Source organism: Pyxidicoccus trucidator, assembly GCF_010894435.1.
GTDB lineage: Bacteria > Myxococcota > Myxococcia > Myxococcales > Myxococcaceae > Myxococcus > Myxococcus trucidator.
Window position 1 is genome coordinate 88,441 of the sequence record NZ_JAAIXZ010000013.1, and the last position, 24,189, is coordinate 112,629.

Below are 24,189 nucleotides of genomic sequence, written 5' to 3' on the forward strand. Positions count from 1 at the left end.
CCTTCGCACCGCCGCCGTCACCGCACGGTGAAGGAGCGCGAGGCGCCCGAGTACGGGCGCACGCGCCCGTCCCAGCCGGACTTCCAGCTGCCCTCGTGGACCAGCCGGTACGTGCCCGGTGCGGCGTCCGCGGGGACGTCCCACTCCACGGTGACGTGCGAGCAGGCCAGCGTGGGCACGCAGTTCTCCCGCCGCCACCGGTAGCGCGTCTCCCAGGCGCTGTCGTCCGCCACGTCCACCCAGGCGCCGCCCGGACCCTGCCGCTGCACGCGCAGGTAGGTGCCCTCCAGGCGCAAATCGTTCTTCGGGTGCCCGCCCCAGAAGGTGGCGCTCACCGTGTCTCCCCGCGCGTAGGCGGCGCGCGCGTCGGTGACGACCTCGCCGAAGTCCACCCACAGCAGCTTGTCGTCGAACACCACGCCCGGCTGGAGGCTGGTCTGCACGTGGCGCAAATCCCGGGGCGCGGGGCCCGGGGGCACGGGCTGGCCGTCGCGCAGCGCCGTGGCCAGCGTGTCGAAGGTCTGCTGGAGCGCGGCCAGCGTCCACGGGCCGAAGTGCGTGGAGGCGCCCTCGTAGGCCTGGCGCGCGTACTCCTCGCGGGTGGAGACATAGCCCGCGTAGTCGTTGGCCAGCCCGGCGATGACCACCTCCGTCACGCCCAGGGGCGCCAGCCGCTCCAGCACCGTGCGCCGCAGCCGGCGGCCGGCCATCGTCGTCAGCTCGAAGGGCACCGCCACCAGCGCGAGGTTGCCCACGGTGACGAGCTGCAGGGGCAGCACCTCCGGCGTCCACGGGTAGGGCGACATGCTGCCTGGCTCCAGGACAATGGGCTTCTCCGCCTGACAGGGCGTGGTGGTGACGGCGCAGGTGAACTGGCTCCACACGTCGTGGATGGCGGCGCACGAAGCGCCCTCCGCGCCAAAGCCCGGCCCGTCCTCCGCGCCGGCGAGCATGGACACGCCGATGGCGGCGGTGCACGTGCGGCGCGGCTTGCCGTCCGTCCAGGCGGGTGCCACGTCCACCGCGTCCAGCTTCACGTACGTCTGGCGGTACTCCACGCCGCCGGTGAGGGGCGCATTCGCGGTGGCCCACAGCCGCGCGGCGAAGTCGTACTGCCTGCGGGCGGCGAGCTCCGTGTCCTCGAAGTCGTCCGCGCCGCCGCCGTCCGTGCCGCCGAGCACGTTGGGCGTGACGTCGCCCTCGTTGGAGTTGGCGAAGGCGGCCACGAAAGTGTCCCTCCCGCCGGTGGGCCGCGCGCCGCGCGACGACTCGAAGAGGGACGCGGCGAGGCCCTTGTTGTCGCCGCTGATGAGCGTGTTGTCGTTGCCCATGGAGGTGGCGTGCACGGCGAACCAGTTGATGAGGCCCACCTCCGTGCCGTCCGTCCGGGTGAGGCGCAGCAGCGTCATCCGCGTGTCCACGTCGGAGGTGTAGAGGGCGCGCTCCCCGGGTGGGTTGAAGCGGTAGGCCTCCGGCGAGCGGTTGCGGCTGGCACCAAGCAGCTCGCCCGCCGCCAGCCGCACGGTGCCCTCGGCGAGGCGGGCGTCGGCTCGGATGATGGAGGCGACGATGCCGGAGACGATGGCGTCGAAGTTCTGGGGCACGAAGCCGAACGACGTCAGGTTGTAGAAGGCGTAGTGCGAGAAGCCACCCGGCCCCGAGTGCGTGTGGGTGGCGCTCAGCAGGACGTTGTCGTCCGTGTAGCGGTCGCCGAAGCGCGCGCGCAGCTTCTCCACCACCTGCCGCTTCACCCCCTGGAACACCATGGCCAGGTCCGCGCTGACGAAGGCCACCCGCCGGCCATTGCAGGGCGAGGCGATGACGAAGGCGCGCGAGCGCAGCCGCTGGTGGATGCCGGACGTCTGCTGCGCCAATTGCGCGTAGCCCATCATCCCCACCTCCGCGGCGGGGCCGGTGATGTCGCCCACGCCCGCGCCGACGAGGAAGCGCTGCTGGCCCGCGCACGCGTCGTCCGAGCCGTCGGGGCCGTCCGGACGCGCCGGGGGGACGGGGCTGGCGGCCCCTGCCGCCGTGGCGAGCACGAGGGAGAGCGCCAGGAAGGGCCGGACGAGCTGTCGGTGCATACCTGCCTCCGGGGCGCCCGGGGATGCGCCTCCTGGGGACAAGTTGGTGACGGAACGGGCCCGCGTGCAGGGCCGCGACGGGCGCGCCGTCAGGCGGGCCACAGTCCGCGGGGCCTCTCGCCTCGCCCCAGGGGGCGAAGGGAGGCGCCGCTCACACGCCCGGTCGGCTCGACGGCTCCTTCGGAGGGGCGACGTTCAGGTACACGCGGAAGGTGGTGCCTGCTCCCATCGACGACTCCACGGAGATATGGCCGCCCATCTGGTTGACGATGGTGTCGCAGATGGACAGTCCCAGGCCCGTGCCCACGCCCGCGGCCTTGGTGGTGAAGAAGGGGTCGAAGATGCGGCGCAGGTGCTCGGGGGGAATGCCCTGGCCGGTGTCCCGCACCACCACCATGACGCGGCCGCCATCATCCAGGAACGTGGTGAGGCGAATCTCGTTCGTCTCGGACTGGCCTTCCTCAATCGCGTGCGCGGCGTTGATGACGAGGTTGAGGAACACCTGGAACAGCTTGCCCTCGTTGCCGCGCACCGGGGGCACGTCGCCGTACTCCTTCACCAGCTTCGCGCGGGCGCGCACCGTGCTGGCCGCCATCTGCGTCACCGAGTCCAGCACCCGGTGCACGTCCACCGGCTCCTCCTTGCCGTCCTCCACGCGGGAGAAGACGCGCAGCTGGCGGACGATTTGCCGCATGCGCTCGGCACCCTCGCGGGCGTCGTCCAGCACCTGCCGGCACTCCACCAGCTCGTCGTGCGTGAGGGGGCGCGAGCGCGGGCCCACCGTGCCGTGGAGGTAGTCCAGGTTGGACAGCACGTAGGCGAGCGGGTTGTTCAGCTCGTGGGCGATGCCGGCGGCCAGCAGGCCCATGGAGGCCATGCGGTCGGTGAGCATGAGCTGCGCCTGGGTGCGCTTGCGCTCGGTGAAGTCGCGCGCCACCGTCACCCGCGCGGGCGTCCCGTCGAAGACGACGGCCAGCGTCACCAGGTCCGCCACCACCACCTCGCCGTCCTTGCGCACCAGCGGCATCTCCACCGCGCGCGCGGAGTGGTGGCCCTCCATCGCCTGGCCCAGGTGGAGCTGCGCCGCCGCCCGGTCCTCCGGCCGCACCACCTCCAGCACGTGGCGGCCCACCAGCTCCGAGGCCTCGCGGTAGCCCAGGTACTGAATCAGGGCCGGGTTCACCGACAGGAGCACCCCGTCGCCCACGTGCACCATGACGGGGTCCGGGAAGGCCTCAATCAAGAGGTGCACACCGGCTTCGGTGCGCCGCAGCGTGGTCTCCGTGTGCACGCGCAGCGCGTTGTCCGTGCGCTGCTCCAGCGCCAGCGACAGGGCGCCGGCCGCGCCGGACAGGAGGTTGACCTCGATGGGGCCCCAGGGGCGCGCCTCGCGACAGTTGTCGAAGCCGATGACGCCGAAGAGCAGCCCGTGCACGCGCAGCGGCAGCAGCAGCACGGAGCGCACGCCCTGCGACTCCATCACCGGCGCCATCATCTCGGTGAAGTCCCGGGGCAGCCCCTGGACGGGCTCCCCGCGCAGCAGCCGCTTCGCCTGGTAGGGGTGCAGCGCCTCCAGCAACGGCAGGCCGTGCATCTCCGGGTCCTCCAGGTTGGGAGCGACGCCGGGCGCGCACCACTCCGCGCGCTGCGAGGCGAGCTGGTTGCCTTCGGGGCCCCGGTGCATCTCGAAGACGTAGACGCGACTGGCGGCGGACACGCGGCCCAGCGGCTCGACGATGGCGCCGTACAAGTCTTGCGGCAGCTCGTGCGGCATCATCCGCTGCTGCACGTCCACCATCGTCTCGAGGTAGCGCTCGCGGGTGGTGACGGCCTCCTCCGCCAGCCGCCGGGCGGTGACGTCCACCAGCGTGCCCACCACCTCGCCGGGCGCGGCGGGCAGGGCGCGGGCGGACAGGGCCACCCAGCGGATGCCCCGGCCGCCTTCCGCCTCGATGCGCAGCTCTTCGCGCGGCGCCAGGCTGCGCTGCTGGGCCGTGGACTCCAGCAGCTCCCGGGCGCGCTCCCGGTCCTCGGGGTGGAAGGCGTCCACCAGCGAGCGCCCGAGCCACCGCTCCACCAGCATGCCCGTGAGGCGCTCCCAGGGCCGCCCCAGCAGGACGAGGTTGCCGCGCGCGTCGAGCTGGAACACCACCTCGCGCATCAGCTCGTCGAGGAGCCGCGCGCGCTGCGCATCCACCGGTGTGCTGGGCGGACGCATCAGGAGGTGCGAGGGCGCGTGCGGCTCGCGCCCGTTGGGAGACGGCTCCTCGGGAACCGTGTCCTGGGCATCAGCGTGCCCCGCTGCCCGCTGCTCGTCCGCCAAGTCCGGCCTCCTGCGCCCACGGAGAAGGGCCGGAGTCCTGACAGCGCACGCGGCTGCCGGGAGCAGTTCCAGACCCTGATTCCCCTCCCAGTGGCGACGTCATCCCGAAGCATACGGCCACCGAATGTCTGGAAGTCAATGGAAGGGCCAACGAGTTCACGCTCCGTCGTCGGGCTCCCACCCACCCGGAGCGCCCGAGCGAGGGCGCAGTCGGCGGTCCCCGATGACGCGGGCAGGCACGCCGGCGACAATCGACCAGGCAGGCACGTCCCGCGTGACGACAGAGCCCATGGCCACCACGGCATGGTCCCCCACGGTAACACCATCCGTGATTCCGGCGTTGGCCCCCACCCAGACGTCCGCGCCGATGACGAGCCCCCGCGAGGTGACGGGCTGCTCCCTCACGGGGCGGTCCGGCGCCAGCCCATGGTCGAAGGCGTAGAGGGTGGCGCCGGTGGCGATACGGGTGCCCTCGCCGATGCGGATGCCCGCCGACCCACCGTCCAGGCTGACCCGGGCGTTGAGGCTGACCCGGGGTCCCAGCACCACCGGTCCATGGACGAAGACTTCCGCGGCGATACTGCACCCGGGTCCAATGGACACCGTGCGTCCGGGCTCCGCGAAGATTCGCGCCTCCGGGGCGATGAAGCACCCCTCCGCGATTTCCACCGTCTCCAGCTCGCGCAACCACTGCTGCACCTCGCGCTGCCAGGCCTCCGCCCACTCGCGGTGGCGGGGCTTGAGCACGAAGTAGAGCCACGGCATCCAGGAGAGCCGGAGCTTGTGCTGCTCGCGGCGGCGCGCGTCCAGGTCCACGCTCCCTGACTACCACGCGCAAGCCAGGAGCCCACGCCGGAACGGCCTCCGGGCGCGCGCGGCTCCGGCGCTTCAAGGCCAGAGAGACAACCCCTGGACAGAACAGCGGGCCGGACACGCGGCGCTCATGCAAGTCACCTGCATGAGCAACTGGTGACATACTGTGAGCGCCTCACCATCCAACTGGAGTGCACAAATGCTGACTCGAATCCGGAGTGCGGGAATCGCCCTGATGTTGCTGTCCGGCCTCGCGGGCTGTGGCGGTGTCGAGCAGCCGGAGACGGAGGACAACCTCTCGCAGACGGAGCAGGCCTACATCATCTCCTGCAGCGCGGAGGACCCGTCGCCCTGTGTCAGGTCCTCCCCGTTCGTCTGTGACTACGACCTGGGCATGTGCGTCCCCGTCTGCGCCGACGGCAGGGTGTGTCCGTCACACCGGTACTGCTGTAACTGAGAGTCGACTGGGAGTCTTGACGACCTGACTCAGCGGTCCGCTGCCCCTTCCACGGTGAAGTGGCAGCGCTCCCGCTCGGCGGCGATGACCTCCACGTCCGCGGCGGCGGGCTCCAGGCGCGACACCATGTCGTCCGGCTCCCAGGAGTACGGCTCCCCGTTGAGGAGGACGCGGCCGTCCACCACCGCGCGCGTCATCTCCAGCATCGGGTGGGAGGACAAGTCCCGCACCATCGCCTCGAAGCGCCCCTGCCGCACCGGGTCCGCGAAGCGGAAGCGCGAGCGGGCCAGCGCCGCCAGGTGGAACCACATGGGACGGAAGGCCACGCCCGCGAGGTTCAGCCGCTTCGCCATCAGTTGCAGCATCTCCGTGGCCTCGCGCGACAGCCCCAGCCCCGGCACGTCCTGCCCCGGCAGCTGTGGCCGCCGCTCGCTGAAGCGCGCGCGCGGGTGGCGCAGGCTCAGCCAGTTGACGAAGAGGAAGGGCTCGCCCGCCACGGGCCGCCGCTCCAGCACGACGTCCACCAGCAGGTGCTCCTGTCCGCCCGTGCGGCCCAGCACCTTGAGGCGGTCCCCCGCCCCGGTGGAGCCCACCTCCACCCGCAGCCGGCTGTAGCCCAGCCGCTCCACGTGCGAGAGCAGGCCGTAGCGGAACAGCGTGTACTCCAGCGACTGCGCCGTGTAGTAGCCCAGCAGCCGCGGCTGCAGCGTGCCGCCCAGCCCCAGCGAGCCCTCCAGGTCCTCCAGCGTCAGCGGCTCCTCCACCTGCGTGCCCTCCTGCGACAGCAGCCGGGAGATGCGCTGGTAGCGCGCGCTCAGCGGATCATACCGCGCGGTGATGCGGCGCGAGCCCTTCCCCGCCAGCACCAGCACCGTGCCCGCGAACACCTTCCACGACTCGGCGTGGTAGCCGCCGCCCGGCAGCCACACGCTGGGCACGCCGCGCAGCGCGCTCGCCAGCGCCCTGTCCCTGCGCCGCGCGCCGTCCAGCGTCAGCCCCACCCGGCCGAAGCGGTCTCCCGCCAGCACGTCCCCGCCGGCAATCACGAAGGCCATGTCCGGGCGGGGCATGCGCGACAGCAGCCCCTCCAGCAGCGACAGGTAGTCGTTGTCGGTGCAGCGCTCCGGCACCCGTGTCTCGTCCACCTCCAGCGGGAGCGCGCCCCAGTCGCTGCCGGACAGCGAGCCAATCCACGCCCGCTCCTGTCCCGCCAGACACTCCGCCGTGCCGTCCGGAGGGTGCGCGTCCAAATCCAGCACCACCGTCTGCCCGTCGAAGCCCTCCGCGTGCAGGGCCGCCAGCGCCACCGCCAGGTCATTCACGGCGCAGAAGCCGCCGCCCCGCCCCGGCGCCGCGTGGTGGAAGCCGCCCGCCATGTTCACCACCGGGCCCCGGCGCGCCCGCGCCAGCCGCGCCGCCCCCAGCGTGCCGCCGCACACCAGCCGCACGTTGGACAGCAGCGTGTCCACGGGCACCTCGGACGGGTCCGTGGCGAAGATGCGCGCCAGCGTCTCCGGCTGGCCGAGCGACTCCAGGTACGCCCCGTCGTGCACGCGGGCCAGCTCCGCGTAGCTCACCGGCAGCGGGCGGTGCACGTCCTGCGGGCGCACCACGCCCTTCTCCAGGAGGTACCAGGTGGTGAAGTCCACCCCGCGCGGTTCGATGCCCACCGTGGACTCGATGCCGCTGAGCGGCAGCCGGTAGGACTCGTCGTAGAAGATGGGCACGCCCGTACTGCTTCCCGGCCCCCAGCGCCCCAGCCAGTCCCAGACGCTCATGCGCGGCACCTCGGGCGGAGACGGATGGTGGCGGAGGGGGACGGTGGCGGGCAGGGGGCGGGCACGGAGGCGGCAAGCTTCGCGCAGGCCACGGCGTCACGGGGCCTTTTTCGCGCACGCCCGGAGGACGGGCCGGCGACTCACCCGGCGTGAAGAGTCCGCCTCCGCCCGGCGGGACTGCCGTGCCCGGCGTCCTGCACACCCGGGATGAACCTCAGCAGCCACAACCACGGCGGCCTGGACGTGCGCGATGCGCCGGCTGTGCGGCCGGACCTGGTGGTGTCGGTGACGACGGTGGGCTCGCCGGACGAGGGGGCGGACCTGGCGGACTACCTGCGCCGCAACGTGGCGCCAGGCGGCTTCACGGAGGGCGTGCTGGCCGACTTCGCCAACAGCCTGGGCACGGTGCCAGGCCTGCTGTCCGGTGACAGCCACCCGCAGGACGCGCTGAAGGGGCTGGACGCGCTCACCCGCAACGGCGTGCAGCCAGGGCGTGGCCACCGGGACGACGTGAACCAGATGCTCGGCAGCACCAACCTCTTCGAGAGCAACCCGAGGCCCGTGTTCCGCTCGCACGCCAACCGGATGAAGAACGCGGGACTTTGAGGCGACGACAGACCGAGCGTCCGCCGCCGGGGCGGACCTGGGCGCTCCCGGACCGCCCTCTGGGAGGTGGCCCGGACGCGTCTGGGAGCGTGCTGTTCGGAAATGTCGGGGGTTTTGTGGGGCGCAAATGTCCCGACATTTCCGAACAGCACGCCCTCGCCCCGCCACCCGACGGGCTCCGCGGTGACGGCGTGGTCGGCCCGGCCATCGCGGGGCTGCCAGACTTCGGGCCTGGCTGCCGGTATCCGCGAGCGCCTGATGAAATGAATCACATCGCCGTGCCGGGTCACCCCGCGGCCCCTGGAGGCACCGCCGTGAAGCCCCGTCCTTTCGCCGGCGCGCTCGCGCTGGGAGCCGCCATTGGGGCCGGTGTGCGCGGGTGGCTTGTTTCCCAGGCGAGGGGCCGGAAGAGACTGGCACCCCCGCTGGCACCACGAGCGCGGGGCGAGAGGTGGCGGCGAGCTCCGCGTCCGGCGTGAGGACAGCGCTGGCCGCGGCGGGCGGCGCGGGGCAGCACGCGCCGGGGAGACCCTGCCGCCCACGTCCCTTCAGGACACGGAGGAGGACGGCGCACTACGGGTGGACGCGGCGGGGCACCTCGTGCCGTCCGCCGAAGTGCGCCTGCTTTTCGACGACCGCCTTGCCGACACCGGAGAGCCGCCGCCCGAGGACATCCGGGCCGCATCATCGCAGCGCTCCGCGCGAAACTGCCTCCGGGCGCGGCGGGAGCGGCGGTGCGGCTGCTCGATGACTCCCTGGGCCATGAGGCGACGCGCACGTTGCAGGTGCCTCCGGACAGCGCGCCGGAGGACCTGGTCGGCAAGATGAAGGCCCTGCGCCGCCCGCGACGCTCACGCTCACTCCACGGGCTTGCGGGCCTCCGCGCGCAGCTCCGGGCTGCGGCGATGGAGCGCGCGCGCCACGAGCGCGGTGAGCAGCGCCCAGGCCAGCCCCGCCACCCAGCCCGCCAGCACGTCCGTGGGGTAGTGCACGCCCAGGTACACGCGCGTCAGCCCCACCATGAAGGGCAGCAGCAGCGACACGACCAGGATGTACGCCTTGAGCCGCCGACGCTCCGCGAGCTGCGCCATGAGCCCGCCGAGCGTGAGGTACACGGTGGCCGACAGCATGGCGTGTCCGCTGGGGAAGCTGTGGGTCATCACCTCCGTCAGGTGCGGCACCACGGAGGGACGCGGCCGGGAGAAGAGCTGCTTGAGCAGCGAGTTCAGCAGGATGCCGCCCCCCGTCGCGGCCAGCACCAGCAGCAGCGTCCGATAGCGTCGCGCCAGCAGGAGGAAGCCGCACACCGTCAGCGTGACGAGGAACAGCACCGTCACGCCGCCCAGCGCCGTCACCTCCTCCGCCGACACCGCCAGCCACCAGGGCCCCCGCGCCACCGAGGGGTCCTTCGGGTCTCTCAGCATGCGCAGCACGCGCTCGTCGAAGTCCTGCGTCTCGCCCTCGGACACCTCGTCCGACAGGGCGACGAAGCCCAGGAAGCACGCCCCCAGCAACAACAGCATCCCCAGGAGCCGCGTCACCGCGACGTCCAGCCTCGACATCCGCTCCCAGAGCCTCCGCCACATGTTCGTGACACTAAGCACCCGGGGCCGGAGCGGAGCCCCGGAGTGCTCGGAGTGTCGGCTGTTGTCCACGGCTGCTCAGTCGGTGAGCACCCCCAGCTCCTCCGCGCCGGCCGACTTCGCCCCATCCAGGGCCGTCACCAGTCGGCTGTAGCCCGCGCGCGCATCCATCTTGAAGAACACGTGCCGCTGGCCCCGGGGGCGCGCGTCCAGCACCGCCTTGAGGCGCGCCACGTAGTCGGCGTCGTCCACGGGCTCATCGTTCAGCGTGAGCCCTCCCTCGGGCGTGAGACCCACCACCCAGGTCTTCTCCCCGGGCGAGGGCGGCGGCGCCGGGGCATCGGACACCTCCGGGAGCTGCACGGCGAGGTCCGCGTTCATCAGCGGCGTGACGACCATGAAGATGATGAGCAGCACCAGCACCACGTCCACCAGCGGGGTGACGTTGATGTCCGACTGCACGGCGGACTGGGGCTTCACGAAGCTCTTTTTCGGGGTACGCATGGCGGGCCTCCTCACGACTTGTCGGGCGTCTCCACGCCGAAGGACACCCGCTCCGCCCCAGCGGAGCGCGCGAGCTTGAGGACCCGCTGCACGTCGCCGCACGAGAGGGAATGGTCCGCCTTGAGCAGGATGCGCCGCCCCGGCGTCTGCCGCAGCTCGGCCTGGAGCCGGGTCTGGAAGGTCGCGTCGTCCGGGTACGCCTGGGCCTCCACGAACAGCTTGCGGTCCGGCATCACGGAGAGGACCAGCGGGTCATCCTTGCCGTCCTTCTCCACCTGGACGGCCCGGGGCAGCTCAACGGACTGCCCCCGCTGCATCATCGGCGTGACGACCATGAAGATGATGAGGAGGACCAGCACCACATCGACGAGCGGGGTGACGTTGATGTCGCTCTTGATTCCACCCCGACCACCACCGGCGGACATTCCCATTTACGCGGCTGCTCCTTGCAGGAAGGGACAGCCTCAGGGGAACACGGACGCGACGGCGCGTTGGCGGACGTCCCGCCAGCATTCAGTCACGGTTGCGTCATGGGGTCGGCGCCGGCTCCGGAAGCGGTTCCGGAGCCGGACGGGACGCACTCAGGCGACGCGGATGCGGTCGCTGCCCGCCCCGCCGAAGGCCGCGCCCGCCACGCACAGGACGTGGAGGATGATGCCCGGCACGACGAGGAGGAAGTAGCCGACCCCCACCATGCAGAACCACAGCACGGCCCGGATGAGCTGCCCCTTGTAGAGCTGGCCCAGGCCCGGAATCAGCACGGACAGCACCCCGGCGATGAGGGGGTTGAAGCGGCGTTCACGAATCAGGTCGGGCATGCGGTCTCCAGTCCTTGTCCTCCATATAAAGGAGGGAGGCGGGGGGACGAAAATCGAGTCTGCGGCAGGACGCTCGCCCCACGAGCGGCGTTGTGTCCCCGCCCTCCCCTGCTATCACACGGTTACAGGAGGGACTCACATGGCCATCGCCACCATTGACCCGACGACGGGCAAGACGCTGCGCACCTTCGCCACGCACACCGCCGAGGAGCTGGAGGCGAAGCTCCAGCTCGCGGCGGACACGTTCCGCACCTACCGCCACACCTCCTTCGCCGAGCGCGCCACCTGGATGCGGCGCGCCGCGGAGTTGCTGGAGGCGGAGGCCCCCCGCTACGGCCGCATCATGACGGAGGAGATGGGCAAGCCGCTGGAGGCCGCCAAGGCCGAGGCCCGCAAGTGCGCCACCGCCTGCCGCTACTACGTCTCCAAGGCGGAGGGGCTCCTGAGGGACCAGCCGATTGAAGTCGGCGGGGACAGGGCCTTCGTGCGCTACCAGCCGCTGGGCCCCGTGCTGGCCATCATGCCGTGGAACTTCCCTTTCTGGCAGGTGGTGCGCTTCGCCGCCCCGGCGCTGATGGCGGGCAACGTAGGGCTGCTCAAGCACGCGCACAACGTGCCCCAGTGCGCGCTGGCGCTGGAGGAGCTGTTCGTCCAGGCGGGCTTCCCGCGCGGCGCGTTCCAGGCGCTGATGATTGAGACCTCGGACGTGAATCGCGTCATCGAGGACCCGAGGGTGAAGGCGGTGACGCTGACCGGCAGCGAGGGCGCGGGCCGGGCGGTGGGCGCCGCGGCGGGCAAGGCCATCAAGAAGGTGGTGCTGGAGCTGGGCGGGAGCGACCCGTTCATCGTCATGCCGAGCGCGGACCTGGACAAGGCGGTGGAGACGGCGGTGACGGCGCGGCTCATCAACAACGGCCAGTCCTGCATCGCCGCCAAGCGCTTCATCGTCGCGGACAGCATCGCCGCGGACTTCGAGCGCCGCTTCGTGGAACGCATGAAGCGCGTCACCGTGGGCGACCCCATGGACCCGAAGACGGACCTGGGGCCGCTGGCCACCGAGGGCATCCTCAAGGGCCTGGCCGCGCAGGTGGACGAGAGCGTCAAGGCCGGCACGCGCCTGCTGCTGGGCGGCAAGCCGCTGGAGCGCCCGGGGAACTTCTACCCCGCCACCGTGCTGGCGGACCCGCCGCCCCAGGCGCCCGCCTTCCATGACGAGCTGTTCGGCCCGGTGGCCACGCTGCTGCGCGCGCGCGACGTGGACCATGCGGTGGAGCTGGCCAACGCGACGCCCTTCGGCCTGGGCGCCAGCGTGTGGACGAAGGACGAGGCGGAGCAGCGGAAGTTCATCGACGGCATCGACTCCGGCATGGTGTTCGTCAACGAGATGGTGGCGTCGGACCCGAGGCTGCCCTTCGGCGGCGTGAAGCACTCGGGCCACGGGCGCGAGCTGGCCGACGTGGGCATCCGCGAGTTCGTGAACATGAAGACGGTGCGCATCGCGACCGGCACGGGCCCGCAGCAGCCGCCTCCGCCCCGGAACTCCGTCAGCGAGTAGCTCGGGGACGGGGGCTCTCAGCTCGGAGCCCGCGGGCTCCGGGCCGTCCTACCGCGTCCGCACCCTGCCGTCGGGCGGGCGGTGGACCTCTTCCAGCGCCTGCGTCACCGCGTCCACCTCCGCGCCGAGCTGCTCCATGCTGTGCCGCAGGCCCGCGCCGGCCACGTCCTCGTCGGAGGTGTCCGCCGAGCGCACCCGCAGCACCTGCGCATAGAGGCCCTCCAGCGTGTAGTAGAGGCGCGTGTGCTCGGCCTCCAGCCGGTTGGCCGCGGTGGCCAGCTCCGCGCGCTGGCGCCGCTGCTCGTCCAGCGCGGCCAGGGCGCCGGCGAGCCGCTCGCGCACGACGGCGTCCTCCTCGGTCGACACGCGGGTGAAGAGCGCCTCGCGCTCGGACTCCAGCCGGCGGGCCTCCTCCGGCGTCGACAGCGCTCGAAGCTCGCGCTCCCTGTGCGCCAGCTCGTGACACCCCTTGCGCAGCGCCTCCACCGTGCGCTCCGGCGCGTGCACCACCTCGCGCAACACGGCCGGGCCTCCGCGCAGCTCGGCGAGCAGCTTGCCGCACAGTGCGTCCACCTTCGCCACCCGGGGGTCCACCGTCGCTTCCGTGGAGGGCTCCGCGACGTCAGGCCCGGGCGCCTGCGTCCGCCGGGCCTCCGCCTCGCGCGAGGACGTCCGTGAGTCCCCTGCCTCTCGCGCATGGCCCCCCGTCCCCAGCGCCTCCGCGTCTCGCAGCGCGTCACGCCGGGGCCGCTCCAGGTGCCTCGCAGCCAGGAGGAAGAAGACCAGCGCCACGAAGACGAGCCACCACAGCCGCCGGGGCTGCGCCATGGCCATCAGCACGCACGTGACGGCCAGCGTCGCGTACATGCCGCCCCGCGCGGGGCTGCGAGCCCGGTCCCGCTGCGCCTCCCGCTCGGCCCGCCGCGCCGCGCGCTGGGCCTCCTTGCGCCACTTCTTCTCCCACTTGCGGCGCACCTTCCGGGGCGGCAGGCGCCCGGTGCGGCGCACCCACTCTTCCACCCAGGCGTCCTCCCGCGCACGGCCCTCGGCCAGCGCTGCCTCCAGCCGGCCCAGGCGCTCGTCCTGGGCACGCGAGGAAGGGACGGAAGGTGGCTGGCGCGGTCCACGGGTCACGCACTGACGATAACGACTTCCCGGGGTGTTGAGGGGGGCGGAGGGCTCTCTCCATCGCCTGGCCCACGGACGGGCCCCTCCCTTAGCCGGCTCGGACTTAAAAATCGGAAATGCTCAATCGTTTGCATTCCCCCCTGAAAAGCCCGAAGAGAATGGGGCGGGCCGGGGGGACGTAAGGGGATTGCGTGTGGTGAGCATGGAGGAGAAGGGGGATACCCGCGGGTTGGGCCCCGACGTCATCCGCGTGCTGCGCGGAGAGCAGAGCCGGGCCGCCTTTGCCCGCCTGCTGGGCGTCACCCCTCTCACCGTCTACCGCTGGGAGCTGCCGGAAGAGGCCCCGCAGGCACGCCGCCCGCGCGGCCGGGTGGCCCAGGCGCTCCGCCGGCTCCTCGAGGGTGGTGCCTCCCCCACGTCTCCCCCCTCCCTCCAGCGCCAGGAGCTCCGGCCCGAGGAGTCCGCCCAGTTGGCGCCCATCCTCGCCCGCCTGAAGCGCGCGGAGTGGCGGGCGGCGGAGGAGGAGCTGCTGGCCCTGCTCGCCTCGGGCGTGCTGCGGACACCGGCCGCCCGCGCCCAGGCCGCGGTCGGCATGGCCCACGTCCACCGCTGGGGACGCGGAGACTCCCGGAGCGCCTTCGCCTCTTTGCTGCCCCACCTGGACGAGGCCGCCTCGGGCGTGCTGCCGGAGACGCTGGAGCTCCAGATTCACGCCCTGGCGGCCAACCTCTACGCGTCACCGGACGGCAAGCTGTTCGACATGGGCAAGGCCGACGCGCATGTGGCGCGCGCGGAGGCGCTGCTGGCCTCGCACGACAACCCCGAGATGCGCTGCTACCTGCGCATCGCGGAGCTGGCCGGCGCCTTCTACCTGGGCGAGGCGGAGCGGGTGGCGCGCTGTGCCGGCCGGCTGGCGGCGGTGCTGCCGGAGGTGACGGACCCGGTGCTGCGCCTGGTGGCGGAAGAGGCGTGCGCGCACGAGGCCACCATCCGCGGCGAGTCCGCGCAGGCCACGCGCCGCTTCCGCGAGGTGGTCGAGGGCTCGGCCCGGCTGGGCTATGCCTTCCTGGAGGCCCGCGGCCTCGCCTTCCTCGCGCAGCGCCGCCTGGAGGAAGCCTGTGAGCCGGAGGAGGCGCTCCGGCTCGTGCGCCGCGCGCGCGAGGCCGCGTATAGCGGGCGCATGGCGCGCAGCTTCGCCTTCATCTTCGCCGCGCGCGCGGAGGCCGAGGCCCTGCTGCGCCTGACGCGCTTCGCGGAAGCCGAGGCCGTGCTGGACGAGGCGGACGCGGTGGTGGTGGAGCTGAGCTGGACGCCCATCCACCTGGTGGTGCCGCGCGTGCTGCTGGGGCTCGTCACCCGGCGCCACGCGGAGCTGCGCCGGTACGCCGGGCGGCTGGCCGCCTATGACGGCCCCATCCAGCGCGAGCTCACCGGCGCCTACGCCCTCTTCGCGGAAGCCATGGCGGACTTCGCCGAGGGCCACGTCGCGCGCGCCGCCGAGCACTTCGCCGCCGCGAGCGCGCGGGTGATGGAGCTGGGCGGCTGGCCCTTCCTGCGCCGCGAGTGCCTCGTCTACGAGACGGGCGCGCGCGCCTTCGCGGGCCAGCTCACCGAGGGACGGGTGATGCTGCGGCGCTCGCGCGTCTTCCTGGAGCGCATGCCGTCCGCCGTGCACTCCGCGGTGCTGAACCGCTTCGAGGGCATGCTCCTGGCGATGGAGGGCCGCCCGCGCGAGGCCCGCGAGCAGATGGAGGCGTCGCTGGGCACCTTCCGCCTCGCGGGCGACGTGTGCATGGCCCTCTTCACGCGCCACCTGCTGGCCCTGGTGGCGGGACTGGAGGGAGACCCCGCCGCCGAGGAGCTGCTCGCCGCCAGCGAGGCGGAGATGCGCCGCGCGGGCATGGCCATTCCCCAGGACTTCACCCGTGCCCTGCCGCGCCCGCTCCCGGCGCCCACCGTGCCCGCTCGCCCGTCAAAGCTGGGCGCGGAGGCGCTGGTGGTGCCCTTCGAGCGACTGTCCGTGCGCGGCATGGGCGCGCCCCTCATCCAGCGCGAGCTGCTGGGCGTACTGGAAGGCCTCTTCCCCGGCTGCGCGCCCCGGCTGGAGGAGCTGGACTCCCAGGGCCGGGCCACGCTGCTCGCCGGCCCCGCCTCGGTGCCCGCCACGGACGAGGTGGAGTTCGGAGACGGGTGTGGACGGCGGCTGCGCCTGGGCGTGACGGGCCCGCTGCCGGCGGACGGCCGCGCGCTGCTCACCGCGCTGTCCCGCCTGGGAGGCTTCGCGCTGGAGGTCGCCATGCTGCGCGGCTTCGCGGAGGTGGAGCCCCCCACCGCCCTGGGCGACACGGAGTCCGTGCGAGACATGGAGCTGCCGGGCTTCATCGCCGCGTCGCCCTCCATGAAGCGGCTGCGCGCGGAGCTGGCGCGCCTGTCCGCCAGCCGCGCCACCGTCATCGTCACCGGTGAGTCCGGCTCCGGCAAGGAGCTGGTGGCCCGGGCCATCCACACGCTGTCCACGCGCGCGCAGCGCCCCTACGTGGCCTTCAACTGCGCCGCCGTACCGAGGGAGCTCTTCGAGGGCCAGCTCTTCGGCCACCGGCGCGGCGCCTACACCGGCGCGACGACGGACCACCCCGGCGTCATCCGCGCGGCGCACGGCGGCACCCTCTTCCTCGACGAGATTGGCGAGCTTCCCCTGGAGGTGCAGCCCAAGTTGCTGCGCTTCCTGGAGAATGGCGAGGTGTTCCCGCTGGGGGAAATCCGCCCGGTGGAGGTGGACGTGCGGGTGGTGGCGGCCACGCACAGAGACCTCGGCCAGCTGGTGCGCGAGGGCCGCTTCCGCGAGGACCTCTACTACCGGCTTCAAGTCGTACCGGTGCGGGTGCCCCCGCTGCGCGAGCGGCGCGAGGACGTGGTGGCGCTGGCGCGGCACTTCGTACGGCAGCTCACGCCGGAGGGAGAGGAGCCGCCACAGCTCGGCCCGGACGCGCTGGCGGCGCTCGTGGCACACCCGTGGCCCGGCAACGTGCGCGAGCTGCGCAACGTGATTGAGCGCTCCATGGCGTACGGTCAGCTGCCCGCCGTGCTGGGAGCCGAGCAGATGCGCATCGCGGGCTGAGGCGAGGAGAAGCAGTCCCCAACCCGCGATGCGCTCCGCCCTGTTTCCCCACACCCCTGTGGGAACTCGGTAGAGGTCGCACTCCGGGCCGAGGAGGGGGGAAACCCCGACCCGGAGCGCCTTGCTGCCAGTGCCTCTGAAAGAACACACCCGCGGGACGGAGAGGGGGGAACTCCGGCCCGGGGTGCCGGGGCCGCCGAAGCGGCCTCCATGGGATGTCGTGTGCGGGCGGCCTTTCGTGAAGCACCGTCGTGCACTGACCTGAGGCAAAGCACTCCGCGTGCCAGCCCTGGAGGGCCCTGGCGCGCAAACGGAAATCATCCTTCGAGGTAGGTGCAGGGAGCAGGCATATCCAACCGGCCGGGTGGGATATCCGAGAGACGCTTTCTGGATATGTCGGACGGTGGAGAAAGCCAGGAGCCGAGCAGCCTCGCTGATGGCCGGGGTGAAACTGGATGAGGGGGCCCGGGCAGCAGTCGGGGGCGAAGTGGGTTATGGGGAGCGCGATGACCCACGCTGCCTCGTCCCGTCGGTTCCAGGTCTTCAGCCTGGGCGTGCTCGCCTACACGTTGGGCGTGATTCTGTGGGGTGCCTTCGTCCGGGCCACCGGCTCGGGCGCGGGGTGTGGAGACCACTGGCCGGTGTGCAACGGCGAGGTGGTGCCGCGCGCGCCCACGGTGGCGACACTCATCGAGTACACGCACCGGCTGACGAGCGGGCTGGCGATGGTGCTCGCGCTGGCGCTGTGCGTGTGGGCGGTGCGTACACACGTGAAGGGGCACCCGGCGCGGCGCGCGGCGGTGTGGGCGCTGGTCTTCATGGTGACGGAGGCGCTGGTGGGCGCGGGCATCGTCCTCCTGAAGTACGTGGCGGACAACGCGTCGGTGGGCCGGGCGGTGTGGATGGGCGTGCACCTGGTGAACACGTTCCTCCTGGTGGGCGCGCAGTCGCTGGTGGTGTGGTTCTCGCGCGGGCGCGCGTCGCTGACGCTGCGGGGGCAGGGGCTGGTGGGCGTGCTGCTGGGCACGAGCGTGGCGGGGCTGCTGCTGCTGGGCGTGAGCGGCGCGGTGGCGGCGCTGGGTGACACGCTGTTCCCGTCGCAGAGCCTGGCGCACGGGCTGGAGCAGGACCTGTCCGAGACGGCGCACGCGTTCATCCGGCTGCGGGTGCTGCACCCGGTGCTGGCGGTGGGGATTGGCGCGCTGGTGGTGCTGGTGTCGCGGTGGGTGGCGCGGCTGCGGCCCTCGGCGGAGGCGCGGCGGGCGTCGACGGCCCTTATCATTATATATGCGGCACAGCTGTGCGCCGGCCTCGTCAACCTGGTGCTGCTGGCGCCGGTGTGGATGCAGCTGGTGCACCTGCTGCTGGCGGACTTCGTGTGGATGGCGCTGGTGCAGCTGTGCGCGGCGGGGCTCTCCTCGGATGCGCCGAAGGCCGTGGCCGAGGCTCAGGTTGCTCCGGGCGTCGAGCCGGCGTGACGCGCGGCCCGCCGGTGGAGAGCAGCTCCCCGGACCCGTCCGCGTCCCAGGCGCGCGTCACCTGAAGCCCCGCCGATGAGGCTCAGCGCGACTCCGACTCCGCGCGCAGGCGGAGCCCCTTGGGCACCACGGCGCGCTCCACCGCTTCGAAGAGACCGCTGGCGAGCAGCGCCAGCGCGGCGGCGGGTACGGCGCCCTCCAGGATGAGCCCCACGTCGTCCAACCGGATGCCGGTGAGGATGGGCTGGCCGTAGCCGCCTGCTCCCACCAGCGCGCCCAGCGTGGCGGTGCCCACGTTGATGACGGCGGCCGTCTGGATGCCGGCGAGGATGGACGGCGCGGCCATGGGCAGGTCGATGCGCCACAGCCTCGCGCGGGACGGCAGGCCGAGCGCCTCGGCGGACTCGCGAAGCTCCAGGGGAATGCCCGCGAGCCCCGCCGCCGTGTTCCGGACGATGGGCAGCAGGCTGTAGAGGAACAGCGCGGCGATGGCCGGCCGCGAGCCGATGCCCAGCAGCGGAATCATCACCACCAGCAGCGCCAGCGAGGGCACCGTCTGGATGATGCCGGCCAGCCCCAGCACGCCCTGCCCCAGTCGCGGCCGGCGCGCGGCCAGCACGCCCAGCGGCACGGCGAGGGCGATGGCCGCCAGCAGCGACACCACGACGAGGAACAGGTGCTCACGCGTGCGGCGCCAGACGCGCGCGGACAGGCTCTCGCCGCGCACCTCGGCGGTGATGCCGAGCGCGCTCGCGAGGAAGTCGGCGGCCACGCGCGCCTCGGGCACCCGCTCCAGGCGCGCACGGGCGTTGAGCTTCACCATCTCCGCCTCCGACAGGCGCCCCTCCAGCCGGAGCGCCGCCGCCAGTGCATCCGGCGCGCGCGACTCCAGGTCCGCGCGGTAGAGCAGCACGGCGTCGTACGCGGGGAAGTGGCGCAGGTCGTCCTCCAGCACGCGCAGCCCGTACGCGGCAATCTCCGCGTCGGTGGAGTACAGGTCCGTCACCTGGAGCGCGCCGCTCTCGAGTCCACGGTAGGCCAGGTCGTGGTCCAGCCCGCGTAGGTCTTTCTGGGGCAACCGGTAGCGGTCTCTCAGGGCGGGCCAGCCGTCGGCGCGGTCCATGAACTCATTGCTGAAGCCGAAGCGCAGCTCGGGGTGCGCGAGCAGGTCGGAGATGCGGCGGATTCCCAGGCGCTCGGCCTCGGCCTCCTTCATGCCCAGCGCATAGGTGTTGTTGAAACCCAGCGGCGCGCTCATGCGCAGGCCCTCGGCCGCGAGCGCCTCTCGCAGGGACGCGTCGTCCGGCAGGTTGCGCCCGGACAGCAGCTCCTGCCGCAGCGTTCCGGTGTACTCGGGATACAGGTCCAGCTCGCCCCGGCGGAGTGCCTCCCAGAGCACGGTGGTGCCGCCCAGCTCGCGCCGGTGCTCCGCGCGCGCGCCCGTGCTCCGCGCGAGCTGCGTCACCAGGTCCCCGAGGATGACGGACTCGGTGAACTTCTTGGAGCCCACGCGCACGGTGGGCACGCCGTCACCGGAGGAAGGAGCGCCACCGCCACACGCGGCGAGCAGCAACGAGAGCAGCAGGCTCGAAACGCACGAAGCCCTCACGCCGCCGCGCCTCCGCCGGGGAGGGGCCGCTGGGCCTGGATGAAGCGGGTGACGAACGGGTCCGCGGGGCGCGCTTCGAGGTCCGCGAGGCCGCCCTGCTGCACCACGCGCCCGTCGCGCATGAGGAGGATGTCGTCTCCGAGGAACCCCGCCTCCGCCAGGTCATGCGTCACCAGCACCACCGTCTTTCGCAGGCGCGCGAAGATGGCGCGCAGGTCGGCTTGCAGCTCATGGCGCACCAGTGGGTCCAGCGCGCCCAGCGGCTCGTCCAGCAACAGCACGTCCGGGTCGAGCATGAGCGCGCGCATCAGCGCCACCCGCTGCCGCTGGCCTCCCGAGAGCTGCGCGGGATAGCGCGCCAGGGCCTCCGCCGGGAAGCGCGTCAGCTCCACCAGCGCGTCCAGCCGCTCGCGGGTGCGCGTCCCCGCCCAGCGCAGGTGTCGGGCCATGAGGGTGACGTTCTCCTCGCCGGTGAGGTGCGGGAACAGGCCACCGCCCTGGAGCGCGTAGCCCACGCGGTGGCGCACGGCGAGCAGCGCGTCTCCGCCACCGGGCAGCGGCTGGCCGTCGAACAGCACGCGGCCGGTGTCCGGATGCAGCAGCCCGTTGAGCAGCCGCACCAGCGTGGACTTGCCACAGCCACTGGGGCCGAGCAGCACCGTGGTGCGCCCCGTGGGCAGGCGCAGGCTCAGCGGGTGCAGTGCCTGTGTGGAGCCGTAGCGCTTGGAGACATCTTGCAGCTCGTACACGAGGCACCGTCCTCCAGCGAAGTCAGGGCAGCGAGAAGGCGCCGTTACAGGCGGCGGGGAAGGGAGTCTCGGAAGCCAGGAAGCTGCACGAGGCGAAGAGGGCGCGGTCCTTCCACTCCGTCGCGGCGGCCCATACCACCAGCGGGCCCCGTGCGGTGGGCGCGGTGAAGCGGGAGCAGCGTGCGGGCCGCGTCTCCAGGAGGCAGGGCACCTCCTCCACCGGGCCGGCCCCTGGCAGCGCGTCCGCCAATTCCGCTACACCCTGGTCGCTCCAGCGCATCGTCACGTCCGTCCGCGAGGGCTGGTAGACGCTCCACGCGAAGGTGGCGTCACCGCAGCGGATGCGCCCCAGGCGGGTGGTGGACGCGGAGAGCTGGCAGTCCCCGGGCACGGCCAGCGCACGCCACGGCAGGCGAGGAGGGAGCACCAGCGCGTCCGGGCCCAGCGCGTCACCCTCGGGGTTGCCGCGAGCCGCGAGGTACTCGAGCAACTCCAGACAGCGCGCCAGCAGGGGCCGCGCATTGCCTCGCGCGATGCAGCCGACACCTCTCAGCCGGCCGGGCCCCGCGTTGACGGCGGAGTAGTAGCCCCCGGCGCGACAGTCACCCTCGGCGCCACCGTCCGCGCGCGCACACGCGGCGAAGCGACTGGAGCGCCACGAGCTTCCCGCGAGCGGCAGCTCTCCCTCCACCTCCACCAGCTCCATTCCCAGGCGCGCGGCGACACGCTCCTGCGAGCGGATGAGCACCTGGGCGAAGCTCTCGGTCTTCTCCTCGGCAATCCACACCGTCAGGTCGCCGCAGCGCCAGGTGCGCGAGTCCGCGCTGTCGGGCACGGCCATGCAGCCCTCGAAGAGGGCCCGGGCCTCGGGGACGAAGGGGCCCACGGGAGTGGTGCCCTCGGGGGAGAGGGGAGGCACGCGTGGCGTGGGCGCCGTGCACGCGCACAGGACGCCCACCCAGTACACCGACACCCACCACGCAGCGGTCCGCATGGAGCCGGGATAGGCGCCACCGCGAGCCACGTCAACCCATGTGGTGGCTTGGCGACCAGCGTCGTACACAACCCTCAGGCCGCCACGGCCTCGGTGATGCTGAGCGCCGCCGGAGTGTGGACCACGCGCGTGAGGCGCAGCCCGGCCTGGGCGAACAGCTTGCCGAACTCCTCCTCCGTGCGCTCACGCCCGGGCAGCGACGCCATCATCATCACATCCAGCACCTTGCCGCCGTGAGGCGCGTTGCCCCGGGGAATCACGGTGTCCACCACCAGGACGCGCCCTTCCTTCGCCATGGCCTCGCGGCAGTTGCGGAGGATGCGGACGCAGACCTCGTCGCTCCAGTCGTGGAGGATGCGCTTGAGGACGTACGCATCCGCGCCAGCGGGCACCGACTCGAAGAAGTCTCCCTCCGCCAGCTCGCAGCGGTCCGAGAAGCCGGCCTGTGCAATGCGAGCCTCGGCGAGGACGTGGCGGTGGTCGAACAACACGCCGTGCACCTGGGGCGCGGCCTTGAGCACCTCCAGGAGGAAGCCGCCGTGCCCGCCGCCCACGTCCACCACGCGCTTCAGCGGCGTGAAGTCATAGCTCCCGGCGATGGGCCCGTTCTCCATGTCCGAGAGGCTGGACATGCCGCGGTGGAAGACGGCGCCCTGCGTGGCGTCGCTCGCGAGGAAGTCGAAGAAGGGCTTGCCGAAGATGCGGTCGAACGGGTTCTTCCCCGTGCGCACCGTCTCCACGAGCTCCCCGGTGGGCGCCCAGAAGATGCGCTGCGTGAGCATCAGCACCGCGCTGCGCAGCGAGCCGGGCACGTCCTTGCGGAGGTACTCGGCGGCCGGAGTCAGCGCGAAGCGGCCGGAGTCATCCTCCGAGAACACACCCACGCTCGCGAGCAGCCGGAGCACGCGGTACAGCGACTGGGCATCGGCGCCGACCGCCTCCGCGAGCGAGGCCGCGCTTCGAGGGCCCTGCACCAGGTGGTCGGCCACCCCCAATTCCGTCGCGGCCGACAGCGCACCGGAGAGGATGAAGCCGAAGCCCAGGTCGACAATCTGCTGCGCGGGATGGACGGTGGGGGTGGTCATGCCTCGCATTGTGGGCCGAGGCCCCCGAGCGGGGTCAATGTGAGCGCGCACCCACCGTGAACACCCTTCCCCGACGCGCCACATCCAACGTCAGATGTGGCGCGGCCGTGGAAGATGCCTACGGCACGGAGTCTGACGCCGTGCCCCTGTTGTTGAAGAGGTCCTCGGCAATCTTCTCGTACATGCTCTCCACGGCGCTCTCGGCGATGAGGGTAATCTCCCCCGGCTGCGAGGTGGAGCGCTTGGAGGCCACCGTCCCGGTGGAGCGCCGGAGCACGTTGCCCTGCGCGTCCACCAGTCGGGCCTTGTAGCGGACCTGCGCCTCGGCGGCGGCCGCGCCACCGACTTCATTCACCGCCGTGGGAGCCAGCTCCAGCTCTGCCTCGACAATCTGCAGCACGAGCTCCTTCCCGCCGTCGGTCCGGAACGCCGAGCGGAAGCCGTTCTTGAAGCCCCGGTCCAGCGTGGTCCGCCATGCCTCCACGTTGGTCGGGACGACGCCACTGCGGGCGGGGACCTGGAACACGTCGCGGACGCTCGGGTCCAGCTCCAGCGCCAGCGAGGCCTGGCTCTCGGGCAGGTCGATGTTCGGGCGCGGGTCGCCCGCGGCGACGGAGAGGGTGCAGCCGGTGGCGAACAGCACGGCCGTGAGCGACACAGCGGCAAGGGACCACGAAGAGCGGGGCATGGGTTCTCCAGGGGCGTTGGAACGGCACTCGTAACAGCCCGCTCAAGCGCCCTGCAAGAAGCCTTCCCAGGTCAATCCAATAGCAACCCCTCGACAATTCGGAGTGGGCAGTGCCGGAACGGTGCTCCGCTCAGTCGAGGGCCTCCTTCACGCTCCTGCCACGCTCCTCGTTGCGGTAGATGAGGTTGCCCGTGCGGTTGAGCAACAGCCCGAAGTCGGAATCGGCCCGGTAGTCATCCAGCCCATCCCCCACCAGCTCCTGCCCCTCCCTCTGGTCATCGATGACACGCGAGAGGAAGGCCTGGTCGAACTCCTTGCCCTGCTTCTCCCGCACCTCTCTCAGGTCCCTCTGCGCATCGCCGATGTCCTCGTCCAGGTCGTCGTCCACATCCACCATCCGCTCTTCGTAGCCCTCCTGGACGCCCGCGCTTCCGGAGCCGCCAACGCCCTGCTCCCCTGGCGAGCCGGACAGGTCCACCGCGGCAATCTCCAGGGCCTCCTTGTCCGCCCACGCGCGCAGGTCGCCCAGGTTCTTGCGGTGGTCCGTCACCAACTGCTTCGCGAACTTCTGCACCTGCGGGTCCTGGGAGCGCTCCAGCGCCAGCTCTCCAAGGGCAATCTGCTTGACGTTGAAGAGGACGAGCTCGCTGACGAACTCCTCCCGCTCCGCCGCCGCCTCGCCGATTTGACGCTCCCGCTTCTCCGACTCATCCGCGTGCGCGACACACCCCACCAGCAGGCCCACCACCAGCGTGGCCGTGAGGCCCATCGCGCCAACCCTGCTCCTACGCATTCCAGCCATGTCCACCTCCAGACGGA

Annotated in this window: 20 protein-coding genes; 5 read left to right on the forward strand and 15 right to left on the reverse strand. The window is 72.2% G+C overall.

Translation table 11 applies throughout. The features are described from left to right. Nucleotides 1–17: 17 nt before the first annotated feature. The 3 genes from G4D85_RS31665 to G4D85_RS31675 all read right to left on the reverse strand — a co-directional run bounded on the left by G4D85_RS31665 (nucleotide 18) and on the right by G4D85_RS31675 (nucleotide 5,223). Nucleotides 18–2,084, reverse strand: coding sequence for a neutral/alkaline ceramidase (locus G4D85_RS31665; RefSeq protein WP_164017789.1), 2,067 nt, complete (start codon nucleotides 2,082–2,084; stop codon nucleotides 18–20). Between the two features lie 151 nt (nucleotides 2,085–2,235). After that, nucleotides 2,236–4,407: a PAS domain S-box protein gene (locus G4D85_RS31670; protein WP_240359607.1), complete on the reverse strand. Its 2,172-nt coding sequence runs from the start codon at nucleotides 4,405–4,407 to the stop codon at nucleotides 2,236–2,238. A gap of 156 nt (nucleotides 4,408–4,563) precedes the next feature. Next, nucleotides 4,564–5,223: an acyltransferase gene (locus G4D85_RS31675; protein WP_164017790.1), complete on the reverse strand. Its 660-nt coding sequence runs from the start codon at nucleotides 5,221–5,223 to the stop codon at nucleotides 4,564–4,566. 196 nt (nucleotides 5,224–5,419) lie between these two features. Here G4D85_RS31675 and G4D85_RS31680 point away from each other — a divergent pair, with 196 nt between their 5' ends. After that, the gene (locus tag G4D85_RS31680; RefSeq protein ID WP_164017791.1) at nucleotides 5,420–5,677 is read left to right on the forward strand and encodes a hypothetical protein; all 258 of its coding nucleotides are present in this window, start codon (nucleotides 5,420–5,422) and stop codon (nucleotides 5,675–5,677) included. 29 nt (nucleotides 5,678–5,706) lie between these two features. Here G4D85_RS31680 and G4D85_RS31685 read toward each other — a convergent pair whose 3' ends face one another. Then, the gene (locus G4D85_RS31685) at nucleotides 5,707–7,455 is read right to left on the reverse strand and encodes an arginase family protein (RefSeq protein WP_164017792.1); all 1,749 of its coding nucleotides are present in this window, start codon (nucleotides 7,453–7,455) and stop codon (nucleotides 5,707–5,709) included. Nucleotides 7,456–7,662: 207 nt separating this feature from the next. On the opposite strand from G4D85_RS31685, the gene G4D85_RS31690 reads away from it, so the two are divergent. Continuing rightward, complete coding sequence (locus tag G4D85_RS31690) at nucleotides 7,663–8,061, forward strand: hypothetical protein (protein ID WP_164017793.1); 399 nt, start codon at nucleotides 7,663–7,665, stop codon at nucleotides 8,059–8,061. An 857-nt stretch (nucleotides 8,062–8,918) separates the two neighbouring features. On the opposite strand, the gene G4D85_RS31695 is transcribed toward G4D85_RS31690, so the two are convergent. From G4D85_RS31695 to G4D85_RS31710, 4 genes are all read right to left on the reverse strand, one after another. Continuing rightward, nucleotides 8,919–9,623: a phosphatase PAP2 family protein gene (locus G4D85_RS31695; protein ID WP_164017794.1), complete on the reverse strand. Its 705-nt coding sequence runs from the start codon at nucleotides 9,621–9,623 to the stop codon at nucleotides 8,919–8,921. Between the two features lie 99 nt (nucleotides 9,624–9,722). Beyond that, on the reverse strand, nucleotides 9,723–10,148 hold the full coding sequence (locus G4D85_RS31700; protein ID WP_164017795.1) for an ExbD/TolR family protein: 426 nt from the start codon (nucleotides 10,146–10,148) through the stop codon (nucleotides 9,723–9,725). An 11-nt stretch (nucleotides 10,149–10,159) separates the two neighbouring features. Beyond that, complete coding sequence (locus G4D85_RS31705; RefSeq protein WP_164017796.1) at nucleotides 10,160–10,579, reverse strand: biopolymer transporter ExbD; 420 nt, start codon at nucleotides 10,577–10,579, stop codon at nucleotides 10,160–10,162. Nucleotides 10,580–10,729: 150 nt separating this feature from the next. Further along, complete coding sequence (locus tag G4D85_RS31710; protein WP_164017797.1) at nucleotides 10,730–10,966, reverse strand: hypothetical protein; 237 nt, start codon at nucleotides 10,964–10,966, stop codon at nucleotides 10,730–10,732. A gap of 139 nt (nucleotides 10,967–11,105) precedes the next feature. Between G4D85_RS31710 and G4D85_RS31715 the strand changes: the two genes are divergently transcribed. Beyond that, nucleotides 11,106–12,521, forward strand: a complete 1,416-nt coding sequence (locus G4D85_RS31715; protein WP_164017798.1) for an NAD-dependent succinate-semialdehyde dehydrogenase — start codon at nucleotides 11,106–11,108, stop codon at nucleotides 12,519–12,521. A 48-nt stretch (nucleotides 12,522–12,569) separates the two neighbouring features. Here the strand turns inward: G4D85_RS31715 and G4D85_RS31720 are convergent, their stop codons facing one another. Beyond that, nucleotides 12,570–13,655 (reverse strand): hypothetical protein, encoded by a 1,086-nt coding sequence (locus tag G4D85_RS31720; protein WP_240359608.1) that lies wholly within the window; start codon nucleotides 13,653–13,655, stop codon nucleotides 12,570–12,572. Nucleotides 13,656–13,851: 196 nt separating this feature from the next. Here G4D85_RS31720 and G4D85_RS31725 point away from each other — a divergent pair, with 196 nt between their 5' ends. Continuing rightward, on the forward strand, nucleotides 13,852–16,767 hold the full coding sequence (locus tag G4D85_RS31725; RefSeq protein ID WP_240359627.1) for a sigma-54-dependent transcriptional regulator: 2,916 nt from the start codon (nucleotides 13,852–13,854) through the stop codon (nucleotides 16,765–16,767). A gap of 506 nt (nucleotides 16,768–17,273) precedes the next feature. After that, on the forward strand, nucleotides 17,274–18,245 hold the full coding sequence (locus G4D85_RS31730) for a COX15/CtaA family protein (RefSeq protein WP_164017800.1): 972 nt from the start codon (nucleotides 17,274–17,276) through the stop codon (nucleotides 18,243–18,245). Between the two features lie 82 nt (nucleotides 18,246–18,327). Here G4D85_RS31730 and G4D85_RS31735 read toward each other — a convergent pair whose 3' ends face one another. From G4D85_RS31735 to G4D85_RS31760, 6 genes are all read right to left on the reverse strand, one after another. Then, a complete protein-coding gene (locus G4D85_RS31735; protein ID WP_420821733.1) occupies nucleotides 18,328–19,854 on the reverse strand; it encodes an ABC transporter permease/substrate-binding protein in 1,527 nt (508 codons plus the stop codon). Further along, a complete protein-coding gene (locus G4D85_RS31740; RefSeq protein WP_164017801.1) occupies nucleotides 19,851–20,603 on the reverse strand; it encodes an ATP-binding cassette domain-containing protein in 753 nt (250 codons plus the stop codon). Before G4D85_RS31740 ends, G4D85_RS31735 begins: the two co-directional genes overlap by 4 nt. Before the next feature lie 22 nt (nucleotides 20,604–20,625). Next, nucleotides 20,626–21,597, reverse strand: coding sequence for a hypothetical protein (locus tag G4D85_RS31745; RefSeq protein ID WP_205525800.1), 972 nt, complete (start codon nucleotides 21,595–21,597; stop codon nucleotides 20,626–20,628). A gap of 74 nt (nucleotides 21,598–21,671) precedes the next feature. Continuing rightward, nucleotides 21,672–22,682, reverse strand: coding sequence for a methyltransferase (locus G4D85_RS31750; RefSeq protein ID WP_164017802.1), 1,011 nt, complete (start codon nucleotides 22,680–22,682; stop codon nucleotides 21,672–21,674). A gap of 118 nt (nucleotides 22,683–22,800) precedes the next feature. After that, on the reverse strand, nucleotides 22,801–23,370 hold the full coding sequence (locus G4D85_RS31755; protein ID WP_164017803.1) for an LPS assembly lipoprotein LptE: 570 nt from the start codon (nucleotides 23,368–23,370) through the stop codon (nucleotides 22,801–22,803). Nucleotides 23,371–23,500: 130 nt separating this feature from the next. Beyond that, on the reverse strand, nucleotides 23,501–24,172 hold the full coding sequence (locus G4D85_RS31760) for a DUF4142 domain-containing protein (protein ID WP_164017804.1): 672 nt from the start codon (nucleotides 24,170–24,172) through the stop codon (nucleotides 23,501–23,503). Nucleotides 24,173–24,189: the final 17 nt, after the last annotated feature.

Coding starts and splice junctions, on each gene's coding strand:
- G4D85_RS31665 (WP_164017789.1), bottom strand. CDS start 2,084: ATGCACCGACAGCTCGTCCGGCCCTTCCTGGCGCTCTCCCTCGTGCTC.
- G4D85_RS31680 (WP_164017791.1), top strand. CDS start 5,420: ATGCTGACTCGAATCCGGAGTGCGGGAATCGCCCTGATGTTGCTGTCC.
- G4D85_RS31685 (WP_164017792.1), bottom strand. CDS start 7,455: ATGAGCGTCTGGGACTGGCTGGGGCGCTGGGGGCCGGGAAGCAGTACG.
- G4D85_RS31690 (WP_164017793.1), top strand. CDS start 7,663: ATGAACCTCAGCAGCCACAACCACGGCGGCCTGGACGTGCGCGATGCG.
- G4D85_RS31695 (WP_164017794.1), bottom strand. CDS start 9,623: ATGTCGAGGCTGGACGTCGCGGTGACGCGGCTCCTGGGGATGCTGTTG.
- G4D85_RS31700 (WP_164017795.1), bottom strand. CDS start 10,148: ATGCGTACCCCGAAAAAGAGCTTCGTGAAGCCCCAGTCCGCCGTGCAG.
- G4D85_RS31705 (WP_164017796.1), bottom strand. CDS start 10,579: ATGGGAATGTCCGCCGGTGGTGGTCGGGGTGGAATCAAGAGCGACATC.
- G4D85_RS31710 (WP_164017797.1), bottom strand. CDS start 10,966: ATGCCCGACCTGATTCGTGAACGCCGCTTCAACCCCCTCATCGCCGGG.
- G4D85_RS31715 (WP_164017798.1), top strand. CDS start 11,106: ATGGCCATCGCCACCATTGACCCGACGACGGGCAAGACGCTGCGCACC.
- G4D85_RS31725 (WP_240359627.1), top strand. CDS start 13,852: ATGGAGGAGAAGGGGGATACCCGCGGGTTGGGCCCCGACGTCATCCGC.
- G4D85_RS31730 (WP_164017800.1), top strand. CDS start 17,274: ATGACCCACGCTGCCTCGTCCCGTCGGTTCCAGGTCTTCAGCCTGGGC.
- G4D85_RS31745 (WP_205525800.1), bottom strand. CDS start 21,597: ATGCGGACCGCTGCGTGGTGGGTGTCGGTGTACTGGGTGGGCGTCCTG.
- G4D85_RS31750 (WP_164017802.1), bottom strand. CDS start 22,682: ATGACCACCCCCACCGTCCATCCCGCGCAGCAGATTGTCGACCTGGGC.
- G4D85_RS31755 (WP_164017803.1), bottom strand. CDS start 23,370: ATGCCCCGCTCTTCGTGGTCCCTTGCCGCTGTGTCGCTCACGGCCGTG.
- G4D85_RS31760 (WP_164017804.1), bottom strand. CDS start 24,172: ATGGCTGGAATGCGTAGGAGCAGGGTTGGCGCGATGGGCCTCACGGCC.